The organism is Endoryza foliicola (genome assembly GCF_050589245.1).
Taxonomy (GTDB): Bacteria; Bacteroidota; Bacteroidia; order Chitinophagales; family Chitinophagaceae; genus Endoryza; species Endoryza foliicola.
The window spans coordinates 38341-52157 of record NZ_JBOBEW010000005.1 but is presented as its reverse complement, the minus strand read 5'-3'; the positions used below and the strand labels follow the sequence as shown (position 1 = coordinate 52157).

Here is a 13817-nt window from a genome sequence, read left to right as displayed (position 1 = left end):
TTTTGGTTGAATTTATTGAATACTTTGATAAACCTCTAAATATTTTTTTACACTCGTTTCCCAGCTAAAATCCAGATTCATCATTCTTTCTCTCAGCGTCTGCATCAACGCTTTGTCTTGATATAGTTCTACCGCACGCCAAACGGCATGAGTAATATCACCTACTGCCGTATGATTGTAACAAATGCCATAACCGTTTGTTTCACCGAAATCAATAACGGTATCTTTCAAACCGCCAATTCTTCTAACCATCGGTATGGTACCATATCGCATGGAGTACATTTGATTCAATCCACAAGGTTCAACACGGGAAGGCATCAATAAAAAATCGGCGCCGGCGTACATTTTATGGCTTAACGCTTCATTGTATCCTATGAAAACGTTGAAATCTTGTTGAGATAAAGGTTTCATTGCATTTAAAGCGGCTTCTACTTCAGGAAACCCACTTCCTAAAATCAAGAAATTCATTCTTCTGCCAACGTAGTAGAAACTATCTCCAATAACTTGTGGGAGCAATTCTGAGCCCTTCTCGCCTACCAAACGACCAATAAAAACGATCAAGGGTTTTTCGGGATCCAAATTAAAAGTCTCGCAAAGTTCGCGTTTGCTTTTTTCTTTGCCTGCTGCTGCTGTTTTTATAGAATAGTGATGTTCTAAATAGGTATCAGCATTGGGGTCCCAAACTTCTACATCAATACCATTCAAAATTCCTACGCACTTTCCTTTTTCGTATTCAAACAGATCTTCAAGTCCATTGCTCATATAACGAAGTTCTTCAAGATAGCTAGTGCTAACCGTTGTTACTTTGTCGGCACATTTAATAGCAGATGCCAGCGGATTGATATTGTTTTCCCAATCTAGGAGTCCCCAGCGCCAACTATCCCATTCCGGAATCTGATTGCTTTTCGACCAATCCATCCAACCCTGATATTGGGCATTGTGAATGGTAAGTACAGTAGGTATGGAGCGTATTTTTCGATATCTAAATGAGTGTTTGATCATAAAGGGGATCAAACCGGTGTGATGGTCGTGAACATGAATTACATCTGGATGATGCTCCCAGGCATTTACCCAGTCTAAAACAGCTATTTGAAAGGCCAAGAAGCGCTCAGAGTCATCGTCGTAGCCGTATACTTTTTCCCTATCGAGCAATCCATTGATGTCTACCAAATACAAGTCAAAACCGAGTTCATTAGTGGCTTCCTTAATTACGGTAAACTCGAATGTCCAATTGCCTAAATTAGAATAACCTTTGTGCACTACTTCCCAGTCATGATTGTAGAGATACTTAGTTCGGTACATCGGCATCACAACCTTCGCAAAATGTCCTAACTGATTGAGGTACTTGGGTAAAGCACCAACTACATCGCCTAACCCGCCAGCTTTTGCAACCGGATAACATTCGGCGCTTACGTGAAGAATTTCCATGACAAGAGTTTATAAAAATTTTATCAATTTAATAAGTAATTACCAATACTGGTGCAGGAAAGAAAAATTTTATTCCTATCAAATTTGTGCCTACTTTCAGCACTCATTTTTTTAAACAAACAGATTGCTATGAGTCAACCCAAGCAACCCACCAATAACAGTGCGCTGAGCACCCTCGTTGTTGTGTTTTTTTTCTGGGGTTTTATTGCAGCTTCCAACAGTATTTTTATCCCATTTTGTAAGTCGCATTTCGAATTGAACCAATTTGAATCACAACTGATTGGTTCAGCGTTTTATGGTGCTTACTTTATTGGTTCTTTGATTTTGTTTTTAGCTTCTAACATTATCGGATTCGATATCGTTAACAAAATCGGTTATAAGAAAGGGATTATCTATGGCCTCTGGATTTCAGTTGCAGGTGCCTTACTAATTATTCCTTCAGCAAACATGAATTCATTCCCGGCCATTTTAGGATCCTTCTTTGTTGTAGCCTTGGGCTTTTCCTTGCAACAAACTTGCGCCCAACCATTTGCAGTAGCATTGGGAGATCCTTCAACAGGTTCACACCGTTTGAATTTAGGCGGAAGTGTAAACTCATTGGGTACTACATTAGGACCCATCATTGTAAGCTATTTCTTATTTGGAACGGTTAGCAGCAAAGCTGCGAATGTTACGGTTACCAATGTAAATACGCTTTATATGATCGTTGCAGCTGTATTTGCTGCTGTTGCCCTGTTTTTTCAATTTTCAAAAAAATTACCGGCAGGTCAAGATGATGCCAAAGTGGAGAAAGTTTCAAAAGCCTCCGGCTCTTTGATCTTCATGACCATCTTCTTGATCGGTGTAATCATTGCCGGTCAATATACCAGCATTTCTAAACTCAACTTATTAATCATCACTTTAGTGATGATCATCGCCATTTTGTTTGGCTCTAATATTAGTGCTAACAAAAACCCGGAAGGTTGGGGAGCTATGAAATACCCACAGTTGATCTATGGCATGTTGGGTATTTTTGTATACGTTGGCGTTGAAGTAACCATCGACAACAACTTCGGAGCTTTGTTGAAAACACCGGGCTATTTAACAGATGCCGGCTTGGATGAAAGTGAAATCTCTAAATACGTTTCCCTCTATTGGGGTAGTTTAATGATTGGTCGTTGGACTGGTGCGGTGAGCGTTTTTAATTTAAAAGGAACTGCCAAAACTATAGCAATGATCGTTGTGCCATTTGTTGCGTTAGCTATTGTTTTGTTTGTGAACAATCTTTATGGCAGCGACATTTCCGACCTTTATGGTTATGCAGCATGCGTAGCTATCGCAATTGCAGCCTTCTTCTTTGGTCAAGAGAAACCTGTTAAAACCTTGGTTACAGTATCATTGCTAGCAACGGCTGCGATGCTGATTGGTGTGTTTACAAATGGTATCATTTCAGTATATGCATTTATGGCGGGTGGTTTGTGTTGCTCTGTAATGTGGCCTTGTATTTTCTCACTTGGTGTGAGTGGATTGGGTAAGTTTACCAGTCAAGGTTCTGCCTTCTTGATCATGATGATCTTAGGGGGTGCTATCATTCCACCATTGCAAGGATCTGTTGGTGATACTACACACGACATGCATCAATCTTATTTAATTGCTGCAGTTTGTTTCTTGTTCCTTGCTTGGTTAGGACTCAAATTAAGAAGTGTATTGAAGGCGCAAGGATTGGACTTCGACAATCAAATTGGAGGTGGACACTAATTTATTAATCAACTCATAAAACAGCTGCCCTCGGTTTTGCCGAGGGCATTTTCAAGACATGGCAACAACTAATTCAGCACTAGAACCCTTAGCCATTGGAATCGATATTGGCGGCACCGGAACAAAGTTTGGGATCGTAGACAGAAATGGTAACGTACTCTTCTCAAGTGAAATCTCTACCAAGAAACACAAAGAAGTAGAAACCTTTATCGATGAACTGTATGAAAGCTTTCTTCCCTTAATTGAAAAAGTAGGTGGTATTGGAAGAATCAAAGGCGTAGGTGTAGGCGCGCCCAACGGGAATTTCTATACAGGAACTATTGAATATGCGCCCAATCTACCTTGGAAAGGAATTGTTCCGCTTGCTAAATTGATTGAAGATAAATTCCAGTTGCCTGTTACCCTTACCAATGACGCAAATGCCGCGGCAATTGGTGAAATGATGTACGGAGCAGCCAAAGGGATGAAAGATTTTATCATGATAACCTTGGGTACAGGTGTAGGAAGTGGTATTGTAGCGAATGGTCAACTCATTTATGGTCATGATGGATTTGCTGGCGAACTAGGACATACCATTGTAATACCGGATGGCCGTTTACACGAAGGGACCGGCAAGTATGGTTCTTTGGAAAGTTATGCTTCAGCAACCGGTGTTAGATTGACCGCTCTGGAAGTGTTAGAAAAAAGAAGCGAACCTTCTTTATTAAGAGAAGTACCAACAGACAAAATAGATTCAAAAGCAGTTTTCGATGCTGCTATTCAAGGAGATAAAGTGGCCCTTGAGATATTTGAATATACCGGAAAAATTCTTGGATTGGCGCTTGCAAATGCCGTAATGTTCAGTAGTCCTGAAGCAATTATCTTGTTTGGGGGACTCACCAAAGCCGGTGATCTCATATTAAAACCAACACGAGAACATATGGAAGCAAATTTGATTCAAGTGTTCCAGAATAAAGTAAAGATTCTGGTGAGTCACTTAAAAGAATCAGATGCTGCAATCCTAGGCGCCAGCGCTCTGGCATGGGATAAATAATAAAAGAAAAACTCTCGTAAAAAGCGAGAGTTTTTTCTTTTAATAAATTTGTGCCACGGCCACTGCTTTAATCATTAGTACGGAAGGAACAGGCCGTTCTCCTTCTTTGTCGGATGGATGTATTGAATGTTTGCCATTAATGAGCATTGCCGAGCTGCCTCCTCCATCTAAATTAATGGCTTCTTTGCATTTCAATTCAACAAACAATTGAGCCAATTCCTCCAAACTGGCGCCACTCGCTTCTTTATTTCTCCCTTCTACTACTAAAAAAATCAACTTACCGGTTCTAGTATATCCTGCAGCGGTTCTCGGATGCAGTTCCTTTACTGAATTTACAAATAGCTGTTCTTCATTCGCAGTAATAAAAACTTTCCCTTTTTGAACAAGTACAGGTCCACCCCCAATAGCGGTTTCCATTCTCCACCATTGCCAATGTTCAAGCGTTTCGAGATCTTCGAAACTGGGGTCTGCATTGATGCCTTTGGCTTTTATTGGTTTTACCTCGAAAGACATGGGATATCTATTAACCGTATCCGTAAACACCCAACTTATAAAAGGGCGTTTTGATCTCGAAAAACCAAGAGCAGCTCTGGTTGGATAATAGAAAGAGTCGGTCATTTTACTTTTTACCGAGGGCTGATTGAAAGCCAATTGAACCCCTTTCTGCATTACCAGGCTCAAATTTTGGAGGGTTTCTCTGTTAAAATAACCTCCGTTGATAATGATATACGGTTTCTCTTCTTTCTCAAAATATTCGGAAAGCTTGTAAGCACTACCACGCCCTACTTCGGCCGACACAGCAAGATTTGGGTCTTTTAAATTGATCTCAGCATAAAAGGCTTTGAAAGGCCTGCCGTTCAAAGAATCATTGGTTTTGAAAACACGAATAGAAGGCGGCAAGTATTGGAAACTATCGTTCTCCAATTGCCATCTCAATCGCGTTTGAGCAACTGCAATTTCAGAATTGAAAAGGCCAATGGAAAGAATTAAAACTGAAAATAAACGCATAAAAAAAGCAGGCATGAACCTGCTCTATGAAATTAAGTGGAATAAACTTAGGAAACCATCATTTCTTTTTCTTTTTTCCATGCTTCAATTCCGTAACCGGGAATCACATGACGTTCACTGTGGTAAGAAGAACGGACCAATGGACCACTTTCTACATAATCTAAACCTATTTGATATCCAATTTCACGGTATTCAGCGAATTCATTGGGGTGCACAAAGCGTTGTACCGGCAAATGCTTTTTAGTGGGTTGTAGGTATTGTCCAATGGTTACTACATCCACTCCTTGGGCTTTCAAATCATGCAAGGTTTGAATTACTTCCTCCTTTGTTTCGCCCAAGCCCAACATGATACCACTTTTAGTACGCATGCCTCCGGCTTTCAATAACTTCAACACCTCCATGCTTCTCCAGTATTTGGCCTGAATCCTCACTTTTCTAGTTAAGCGTTCCACTGTTTCAATATTGTGAGAAACAACTTCTGGAGCCGCATCGATGATTCTCTGAATGTTTTCTTGTTCTCCTTTGAAATCAGGAATCAAAGTTTCCAATGTTGTATCCGGATTCAAGGCTTTTACAGCTTTGATTGTATTGTACCAAATAATACTTCCACCGTCTTTCACTTCATCCCTGTCTACAGAAGTGATCACCGCATGTTTTACTTTCATTAGGTGAATGGCTTCAGCCACTCGTTGGGGCTCATCCCAGTCAATAGGCTCAGGGCGACCTGTTGCAACAGCACAGAATCCGCAACTACGGGTGCACACATTTCCTAAAATCATGAATGTAGCGGTTCCTTCTCCCCAGCATTCGCCCATGTTGGGACAGTTCCCACTTTCACAGATTGTATGGAGTTTGTGAGTATCTACTAATCCTCTCACGTGTTTATAACTTTCTCCAATCGGCAATTTTACTCGAAGCCAATCGGGCTTTTTTACGCGAGAATCTTGCTCTTTAATTCCAGAAATAACAGGTAATTCAGTCATGATGATGTAAAGATAAGAACAAAATTAACCTCGAAAAGTTTATTCGAGGTTACCTGTTTATAATAACTTGAATATCAACTACTTGCTTACTTGCGACGACCAAAAAGGAAAGACATATAAGCAGTAAAAAACAACTGCTTTTGGTCCACATAAGCAACCTGCGAGATTTTTTGTGTGTAGTATTCCGCCGCCAAGCCTACTTCAATTGCGCTTACAGCTTCATTGAAACGTCCATAATCGAAGCGTAAGGCGCCTCTAACTTGAACGCCGGGCTTTATCTTCAAGTCTTTCCAACCGTAGGTAATACCAGCAGCGCCCCCAATGGCATAGTTGCTGTCAACAATTGTTGGGAAGGTGCTTTTGATTTCTTTTCCGTTTGCCAACACATTTACATAGTAAGGCTTCAACATTCCCAAGCTGAAACCACCGGTATAAATGCCGGAAACAGAGATACCGTTTCTATTTCCTTTTCCTCCGATCCGTCTTTGTTGTCCGAAGCTAAATTTGGATTGATAGAAATTATTGGTTTTACCGAAGATGATACTTGAGAATCCAAAACCGTCGAACAAGGATATCTTTTTTTCTTTTGGATGTTTCTTTTCGTTGAAATCGAATTGAAACAAATTGGTTACTCTATTGCTTTTGAATTTGCCGAATTCATAAGAAATGCCATATCCATCTGTAACCATTTTGAAGCCAAACACACTTTGCTTGTTGAATACCACTTCACCTTCCTCCTCTTGCTTCATCAACTTACTGATGCGCTCTCTCCTTTCGGCTTTTTTATCTTGCTTTGCCGTTGTTTGTTTTTGCGTTTGACCAATGGCCGAGCCGCTAAGTAGCGTTAACATCAAAACAGGAACAATATTCTTCACACGCATAGATTTATATATTCAACGTAAATTTAGGGCAAAAATCACGAATTATGACTTCTACTGTAGTATACGAAGGAAATCTGAGAACCGTTTGTACCCATTTATCGAGTGGAACCGAAATTTTAACCGATGCGCCTGTTGATAATAACGGAAAAGGAGAAAAATTCTCTCCAACCGATTTACTGGCAACCTCTCTTGGAGCCTGCGCATTGACGATCATGGGAATCAAGGCAAGAGACATGGGGGTCGATTTGGCAGGAACAGAGATCTCCGTAGAAAAGATCATGAAGGCAGATCCTAGACGTGTTGGAGGTATTAATTTAACATTTCATTTCCCGGCCGCTGCAACTTCCGACCCAAAAGAAAGAACCATTTTAGAGCGCTGTGCGCATACCTGTCCAGTTTTTTACAGCCTTCACCCCGATATTCAATTAAACATTCGTTTCAATTGGGACAAATAACACGAACAAGTATTAGTTTTTGCTGCTAAAATTGTAAGTTTACAGCCCAAACCGACTCACATGGCCATAAGAATATTTGTAACCGGAGGAACCTTCGATAAGGAGTATAATGAACTCACCGGTGAGCTTTTCTTTAAGGAAACCCATCTTCCTGAAATGCTCAAACGAAGCAGAAGTTCTTTAGACGTAACCGTTCGAACCTTGATGATGATCGATAGTTTGCACATGACGGAAGAGGACCGAGATTTGATTGTTCATCAATGTAGAAATGCGTCTGAAGATAAAATCATCATTACGCATGGGACCGATACCATGAGCTATACAGCGCAGGTATTGGCAGAGAAAGTTCCCGGCAAAACAATCGTTATTACAGGTGCCATGATCCCCTATAAATTTGGTAGCTCCGACGGGTTCTTCAATTTGGGCAGTGCATTGGCTTTCGTGCAAACACTTCCGCCGGGAGTGTACGTGGCGATGAATGGAAAAGCCTTCAATTGGGACAATGTTCGCAAAAACAAACAAACAGGCATATTCGAAGAAACAAAATAAAATGGCAGAAGATTTAACCATTATAAAAGGAACCAAGGAGGAACAGTATCAAGCATTGATACCTCAAATCAAAGGATTGCTGGAAGGTGAAACCGATCTGATTGCCAACCTAGCCAATATTTGCGGCGCCTTGAAAGAGCAATTCAATTGGTTTTGGGTAGGTTTCTATTTGGTGAAAAACGGAGAGTTAGTGCTGGCGCCATTTCAAGGACCGGTAGCTTGTACCAGAATCAGGAAAGGCCGAGGTGTATGTGGTTCAAGTTGGGAACAAGCAAAAACACTGATTGTACCAGATGTCGAAAAATTCCCGGGACATATCGCCTGTTCCAGTCTTTCAAAATCAGAAATTGTTGTACCGATGTTTCATCAAGGTGAAGTAATGGGAGTACTAGATGTAGACAGTGATCAACTCGACAGTTTCGATACAACCGATCAGAAATACCTTGAGGAAATCCTTCGTTTCCTTTCCTATTAAAAGCTTATCCGCTTTATCCTATACATTAGTTTGAAATAGTGAGTGCACATATGCGTTTTCTATCCTAAAACTTAAATACAACTCAACATGAAATCAAAACAACTGCTCGCGATCGGCAGTGTAGCTGCTTGCTTATTTACATTGGTTCGCTGCTCCGAACCATCAGAAAAAAACACTTCAACTGCAGAAACAGAAAAAGCTGTGGTGAAAGAAGATGTTTTAGACAAAGGCAAATACCTTTTGGCTATAGGCGGCTGTAACGATTGTCATACACCAAAAGTAATGACGCCTCAAGGCCCCATGCTAGACACTACGAAAATTATGTCGGGCCATCCAGCAGGCTCTCCTCTTCCTGAAATTACGTACGATGCCACCAAACCCGGTAACTGGGTTTTGATAAGTGGTACACTTACTGCTGCAGTTGGTCCTTGGGGTATGTCTTATGCAGCTAACCTAACGCCAGATTCAACAACCGGCATTGGTAGCTGGACTGTTGAAAATTTCATCGGCGCCATTAGAAAAGGGAAACACTTGGGCCAAGACGGTGGTCGCCCACTTCTGCCTCCTATGCCTTGGCAAAGCATTGCACAATGGAAAGATGAAGATCTCACCGCACTGTTTACCTATTTGAAAACATTACCCGCTATCAGCAATGCAGTACCGGCACCCGTTCCGCCAACTGCTTTGATGAAAAAGTAAACCATCATATTGATAACAAAAACAATGGGTTGTTTTCAAATGAAGTCAACCCATTGTTTTAATGAACTATTCTCCATGAAACGCGTCTTCTTTTTTATTCTTCTATTATCCGTTAGCTATGGTAGCATCGCTCAAACATTGGCCTTAACGCATGTTACCATTGTTGATGTTGAAACCGGAAAAGCAATCCCTGATCAAACGATTATTATAGATAGTAATCGAATTACTGCTTTAGGCAAAACAGGAAAACTAAAAACTCCTGCTTCAGCCACTATCATTGATGCTACCGGCAAATACATCATGCCGGGTTTGATTGACGCTCATATCCATTTCTTTCAAAGTGGAGGTTTGTATACCCGCCCCGATGCGTTGAACTTAAATGTGGCATTGCCTTATGAAAAAGACCAGCAGTGGATTAAAGAGAATTTGAACGATCTGATGCGCCGTTATTTGGCTTGCGGCATTACTTCGGTTATAGACGTGGGTGGCCCTATGAGCAATTATGCTGTGCGAGAACAATTGGAACAGTCAAAATATGCACCCAATGCATGGGTTACCGGTCCATTGATTTCAACCTACCTACCTCCCAACTTAGATAAAAAAGATCCTCCAATCATTAAGGTCAGTTCGGCGGAAGAAGCAAGAGACTTGGTTAAAAAACAATTGCCTTACAAACCTGATTTTATTAAAATCTGGTACATCGTATTACCGGGTCAACCCGCAGAAAAAACACTTCCCATTATTGAAGCGGCCATTCAAGAGAGCCATGTGAATGGACTTAAAGTTGCTGTTCACGCAACAGAATATCAGACAGCAAAATTGGCAGTCACTGCAGGAGCCGACATCTTGGTTCACAGCGTAGACGATCAATTGGTAGACGATGCTTTTATCCAACTATTAAAAGCTAAAAACACCGTTTACATCCCTACCCTTCAAGTAGCTCAGTTGTACAATCGAGTGTTTTCTCAAAACTTTGATTTTACCAATTATGAACTGTCCATGTCGAATCCATTTATGTTGGGTTCTCTCTATGATCTAAAACACTTAAACCCTACCACTATAAAATTCGACTATAAAAAATTAGTGGGAAGGTTACCCGCACCCAGCAAAGAAGACAGCACTATGCTTACTAATTTAGGGCTGTTGAACAAGGCCGGCATTCGAATTGTATCGGGTACGGATGCGGGTAATATTGGAACACAACATGCGGCTTCATTGTATAGAGAATTAGAGTTGATGCATCAGGGTGGAATGTCGAACGCCGATATTCTAAAAGCATCCACCATTCAAGCCGCAAAAGGGTTTGGAAAAGACAGTCTCTATGGGAGTATCAAAAAAGGAAAAATCGCCAATCTACTTTTATTAAATAGTAATCCGCTCGACAGTTTAATAGCGCTTCAACAAATTGGAACTTTGATCTACAAAGGAACTCTTTATAGCCCGGACACATTGATTCAGAAAACGCCTGCTGCAATTGTTCAGGAGCAATTAAACGCCTACAATGCTCGAAACATTGATGCATTTGCAGCTACCTACTCCGATTCAGTAGAGTTGTATGAATTCCCTAATAAACTGCTAGCAAAAGGTAAAAAAGCACTCTACGATGACTACAAAGGAATGTTCAATTCTGTTAAGAACTTGCATTGTGAAATAACAGAACGGATCATTCAAGGCAATCGTATTATTGATCATGAATCGGTTACGGGTTTTGGGGCGAAACCACTTCGTGCAGTAGCGATCTATGAAGTTGAAAAAGGAAAGATTGCGAGAGTATATTTTATCCAGTAAAAGAAAAACCGGGGCTGCTAGGCAGTCCCGGTTACTAATACAAATCCTTCGTTTCGAATTGGTAAAGTTCTAGGTCTTGCGCCTGCTGCTGCTAAAGCGTTGCACAGCGCGGGTGCTACCGTTGGCAATCCAACCTCCCCTACTCCACCGGGTTCTTCTTCACTAGGCACTACAATGATTTCAACCGGCGGCATTTCATTGTAGCGCAAGAGTTCATAGTTTCGGAAACTATCTTGAACCACGCGGCCGTCTTTAATAGTAATTTCTCCTTTCAGTGTTTGTTGAAGTGCAAATGCCAATCCTCCTTCCATCTGGTTTTTCAATCCATCCGGATTGATCACAATGCCACAATCGATCGCAGCAACTACTTTTACAATCTTAAACTGTTTCGGACCTACCATTTCAATTTCAATTGCATGAGCTGCATAGCTTTTTGCAAAAATGAAGGAATGGGTTGCCACACCTATGTAATGCTTGGGTTTACGTGGCTTGTTATATCCTATGCCTTCAGCAGCGGCTTTTAAAACATTTGCAATTCTAGAGGGATATTGTTTCATCGCTCCTGCTCCTTCTCCCACTAAAAACATTGGTCTGTTTTCTAAAAGCCCCAAACGGAATTTCAAAGGATCCTTTTTCTGCTTTCTAGCAACTTCATCGATAAAACTTTCAATTGGAAATACATTCATACATATTTCAACTGATCGAAGCCATCCTCTGTTGATATTGAAATCAATGTGGGTATATCCGGTTTTAACATTGGGGACATCATAGTAAAAATCGCCTGTAGCACCACCTAAGTTTTCCGATGGATCAGGAACCGAAGGGCCACCCGTCATCACTGCAATTGAAGTTGACAACAAATGATGATACCAAGATTCCATGTTCCCTTTTACGTCCCAACTAGCTTCCAGTAAATGATAGTTCGCCGGGCGGAAGGGATCGAAGCGTATATCTTCCGTTCTATCCCACACAATTTTAACGGCCTGGTTGAGCTGCTGTGCAATTTTCACGGCTTCGATAGCAAATTCAAAATGGAGGCGTCTTCCAAAACCACCTCCAATTAATGCGAGGTTTACTTTAATGTTTTCTTTTTTAATGCCACAATCGGCGGCAATTTGATTGACGGTCCAATCGGGCAATTGCAACCCACCCCACAATTCACAGTTGCCATCTTTTACCTGAGCTATGAAATTGATAGGCTCCATAGTGGCATGCGCTAAAAATGGTTCACTGTAGGTTTGGCGTAAACTTCTTAGAGGATCTTTCTTCAAAGAGTCGATATTTCCTTTCTTGAACTTTTCAAACTTCGGCTTTTGCTTTGCTACAACCGCCATTTGTTTGAAAAGATCAGCACTGTTTTGTTGTTTATCCTTTGGAATGCTCCACTCAATTTTCAACTGTGCTTTGGCCTTTTGTGCGGCCCAAGTAGAGGTGGCAATCACTGCTACACCATCGCGAACGTGCATAGGAACGCCCGTGCCTTTGATGGTAACGTATTTCAAATAACCGGGAATTGCTTTGGCAGCTGTATCGTCTACTTTCACAAGACTGCCTCCTAAAACCGGGCATCGTTCAATGGATGCGAATACCATTCCCGGTATCTTAAGATCAATACCATACTTTGCTTTTCCGGTAAGAATTTCTTTTAAGTTTGATTTCTTTTGCTCTTTCCCAATTAGTTTGAAATCTTTAGCTTGTTTCAAAGTCACTTTTTCAGGAATCGGAAGCTTGGCCGCGTCACACACCAATTCACCATAACCAATCGATTTCATGGTGGTGGTATTTACAATGGTCCCATTGTCGGCAGCACACATTTCAGGAGCAATGCCCCATTTTTTAGCTGCAGCAGTGATCAACATCGTTTTTGCAATGGCACCTGCTTTTCGTAATTCATTGTAGTCGGTTAATACACTTTGACTCCCTCCTGTATCGTGGGCACCTGGCGCCAGTGCTCCATACGGCGCAATTTCTGTTTTCACTTTTTTCCAGTCGGCATCCATTTCGTCCGCCACAATCATTGGCAGTGATGTATTCACCCCTTGTCCCATTTCTTGGCGGGCAACATAAATGGTGATGGCACCCGATTTATCTATCTTAATAAGTGTATTGGGTTGAAAGTACTCGCAATCATCGGGCAGCATGGCTTGCGCCTGCGATGGCAATACGAAGCCAATTAACAAGCTTCCGGTTCCCATCGAACTCAGTTGAAGAAATCTTCTTCTATCGATTGTAGTTTTTTTCATAATCGGTTACGCTGGGAGGTTAGATAATACGTGATCAATGGCTTTTTCTATTCTGTGATAAGTTCCACAACGGCATAAATTCTGGCTCATCACAGAATTTACCTGGTCTTTTGTTGGCTTTTTTACCTGACTCAATAAGCCGGCAAAAGCCATCATTTGTCCTGCTTGGCAGTAACCACATTGTGGCACACTGAACTTCTCCCAGGCTTCTTGTATGGGGTGTAAGGCGTCTTTGCCCAGTCCTTCAATGGTAGTGAGGTCTTGGCCGCTGCAGGCTCGAACGGGAGTTTGACAAGCGCGAACAGATCGATTGTTAATGAGAATGGTACAGGCACCACAGGTATTAACGCCGCACCCATATTTCGTTCCGGTTAAATCAAGTAAATCGCGCAAAACCCACAAAATCGGCATATCGGGTTCTGCCTCCACCGCTACCTCTTTTCCGTTCACTTTAAAGCTATAACTGGCCATTTTTAAAATTTTATATAAGTTAAGCAGGTTCATTGAAATGGCAAAAGGAATTAGAAGATCGGAAGCT

13 protein-coding genes are annotated in these 13817 nt (G+C 41.4%); 7 read left to right on the top strand and 6 right to left on the bottom strand.

Features of this window, described 5'->3' with window-relative positions:
* Positions 1–12: 12 nt before the first annotated feature.
* Positions 13–1428, bottom strand: coding sequence for a glycogen synthase (locus ACQ2HE_RS12510; protein ID WP_430896437.1), 1416 nt, complete (start codon positions 1426–1428; stop codon positions 13–15).
* Between the two features lie 129 nt (positions 1429–1557).
* On the opposite strand from ACQ2HE_RS12510, the gene ACQ2HE_RS12505 reads away from it, so the two are divergent.
* Positions 1558–3165, top strand: coding sequence for an MFS transporter (locus ACQ2HE_RS12505; protein WP_430896438.1), 1608 nt, complete (start codon positions 1558–1560; stop codon positions 3163–3165).
* A 58-nt stretch (positions 3166–3223) separates the two neighbouring features.
* Positions 3224–4198: an ROK family protein gene (locus ACQ2HE_RS12500; protein ID WP_430896440.1), complete on the top strand. Its 975-nt coding sequence runs from the start codon at positions 3224–3226 to the stop codon at positions 4196–4198.
* Between the two features lie 39 nt (positions 4199–4237).
* Here ACQ2HE_RS12500 and ACQ2HE_RS12495 read toward each other — a convergent pair whose 3' ends face one another.
* From ACQ2HE_RS12495 to ACQ2HE_RS12485, 3 genes are all read right to left on the bottom strand, one after another.
* The gene (locus tag ACQ2HE_RS12495; RefSeq protein WP_430902457.1) at positions 4238–5221 is read right to left on the bottom strand and encodes a phosphodiester glycosidase family protein; all 984 of its coding nucleotides are present in this window, start codon (positions 5219–5221) and stop codon (positions 4238–4240) included.
* A gap of 32 nt (positions 5222–5253) precedes the next feature.
* A complete protein-coding gene (lipA, locus tag ACQ2HE_RS12490) occupies positions 5254–6189 on the bottom strand; it encodes a lipoyl synthase (RefSeq protein WP_430896444.1) in 936 nt (311 codons plus the stop codon).
* An 86-nt stretch (positions 6190–6275) separates the two neighbouring features.
* Positions 6276–7064 (bottom strand): hypothetical protein, encoded by a 789-nt coding sequence (locus ACQ2HE_RS12485; RefSeq protein ID WP_430896446.1) that lies wholly within the window; start codon positions 7062–7064, stop codon positions 6276–6278.
* 50 nt (positions 7065–7114) lie between these two features.
* Between ACQ2HE_RS12485 and ACQ2HE_RS12480 the strand changes: the two genes are divergently transcribed.
* From ACQ2HE_RS12480 to ACQ2HE_RS12460, 5 genes are all read left to right on the top strand, one after another.
* Positions 7115–7525 (top strand): OsmC family protein, encoded by a 411-nt coding sequence (locus ACQ2HE_RS12480; RefSeq protein ID WP_430896448.1) that lies wholly within the window; start codon positions 7115–7117, stop codon positions 7523–7525.
* A gap of 60 nt (positions 7526–7585) precedes the next feature.
* Positions 7586–8074: an asparaginase domain-containing protein gene (locus ACQ2HE_RS12475; protein ID WP_430896450.1), complete on the top strand. Its 489-nt coding sequence runs from the start codon at positions 7586–7588 to the stop codon at positions 8072–8074.
* A 1-nt stretch (position 8075) separates the two neighbouring features.
* Complete coding sequence (locus ACQ2HE_RS12470; RefSeq protein WP_430896452.1) at positions 8076–8549, top strand: GAF domain-containing protein; 474 nt, start codon at positions 8076–8078, stop codon at positions 8547–8549.
* Between the two features lie 87 nt (positions 8550–8636).
* A complete protein-coding gene (locus tag ACQ2HE_RS12465; RefSeq protein WP_430896453.1) occupies positions 8637–9248 on the top strand; it encodes a diheme cytochrome c-553 in 612 nt (203 codons plus the stop codon).
* Between the two features lie 75 nt (positions 9249–9323).
* Positions 9324–11036, top strand: a complete 1713-nt coding sequence (locus ACQ2HE_RS12460) for an amidohydrolase family protein (RefSeq protein WP_430896455.1) — start codon at positions 9324–9326, stop codon at positions 11034–11036.
* 17 nt (positions 11037–11053) lie between these two features.
* On the opposite strand, the gene ACQ2HE_RS12455 is transcribed toward ACQ2HE_RS12460, so the two are convergent.
* Both ACQ2HE_RS12455 and ACQ2HE_RS12450 read right to left on the bottom strand, forming a co-directional pair.
* Positions 11054–13279 (bottom strand): xanthine dehydrogenase family protein molybdopterin-binding subunit, encoded by a 2226-nt coding sequence (locus ACQ2HE_RS12455; protein WP_430896457.1) that lies wholly within the window; start codon positions 13277–13279, stop codon positions 11054–11056.
* 6 nt (positions 13280–13285) lie between these two features.
* The gene (locus tag ACQ2HE_RS12450) at positions 13286–13750 is read right to left on the bottom strand and encodes a (2Fe-2S)-binding protein (RefSeq protein WP_430896459.1); all 465 of its coding nucleotides are present in this window, start codon (positions 13748–13750) and stop codon (positions 13286–13288) included.
* Positions 13751–13817 lie beyond the last annotated feature (67 nt).

Excerpts from the sequence above, each read along its gene's own strand:
- lipA (WP_430896444.1), bottom strand. The coding sequence starts at position 6,189 with ATGACTGAATTACCTGTTATTTCTGGAATTAAAGAGCAAGATTCTCGC.
- ACQ2HE_RS12500 (WP_430896440.1), top strand. The coding sequence starts at position 3,224 with ATGGCAACAACTAATTCAGCACTAGAACCCTTAGCCATTGGAATCGAT.
- ACQ2HE_RS12455 (WP_430896457.1), bottom strand. The coding sequence starts at position 13,279 with ATGAAAAAAACTACAATCGATAGAAGAAGATTTCTTCAACTGAGTTCG.
- ACQ2HE_RS12460 (WP_430896455.1), top strand. The coding sequence starts at position 9,324 with ATGAAACGCGTCTTCTTTTTTATTCTTCTATTATCCGTTAGCTATGGT.
- ACQ2HE_RS12505 (WP_430896438.1), top strand. The coding sequence starts at position 1,558 with ATGAGTCAACCCAAGCAACCCACCAATAACAGTGCGCTGAGCACCCTC.
- ACQ2HE_RS12475 (WP_430896450.1), top strand. The coding sequence starts at position 7,586 with ATGGCCATAAGAATATTTGTAACCGGAGGAACCTTCGATAAGGAGTAT.
- ACQ2HE_RS12470 (WP_430896452.1), top strand. The coding sequence starts at position 8,076 with ATGGCAGAAGATTTAACCATTATAAAAGGAACCAAGGAGGAACAGTAT.
- ACQ2HE_RS12450 (WP_430896459.1), bottom strand. The coding sequence starts at position 13,750 with ATGGCCAGTTATAGCTTTAAAGTGAACGGAAAAGAGGTAGCGGTGGAG.
- ACQ2HE_RS12480 (WP_430896448.1), top strand. The coding sequence starts at position 7,115 with ATGACTTCTACTGTAGTATACGAAGGAAATCTGAGAACCGTTTGTACC.
- ACQ2HE_RS12495 (WP_430902457.1), bottom strand. The coding sequence starts at position 5,221 with ATGCCTGCTTTTTTTATGCGTTTATTTTCAGTTTTAATTCTTTCCATT.
- ACQ2HE_RS12465 (WP_430896453.1), top strand. The coding sequence starts at position 8,637 with ATGAAATCAAAACAACTGCTCGCGATCGGCAGTGTAGCTGCTTGCTTA.
- ACQ2HE_RS12510 (WP_430896437.1), bottom strand. The coding sequence starts at position 1,428 with ATGGAAATTCTTCACGTAAGCGCCGAATGTTATCCGGTTGCAAAAGCT.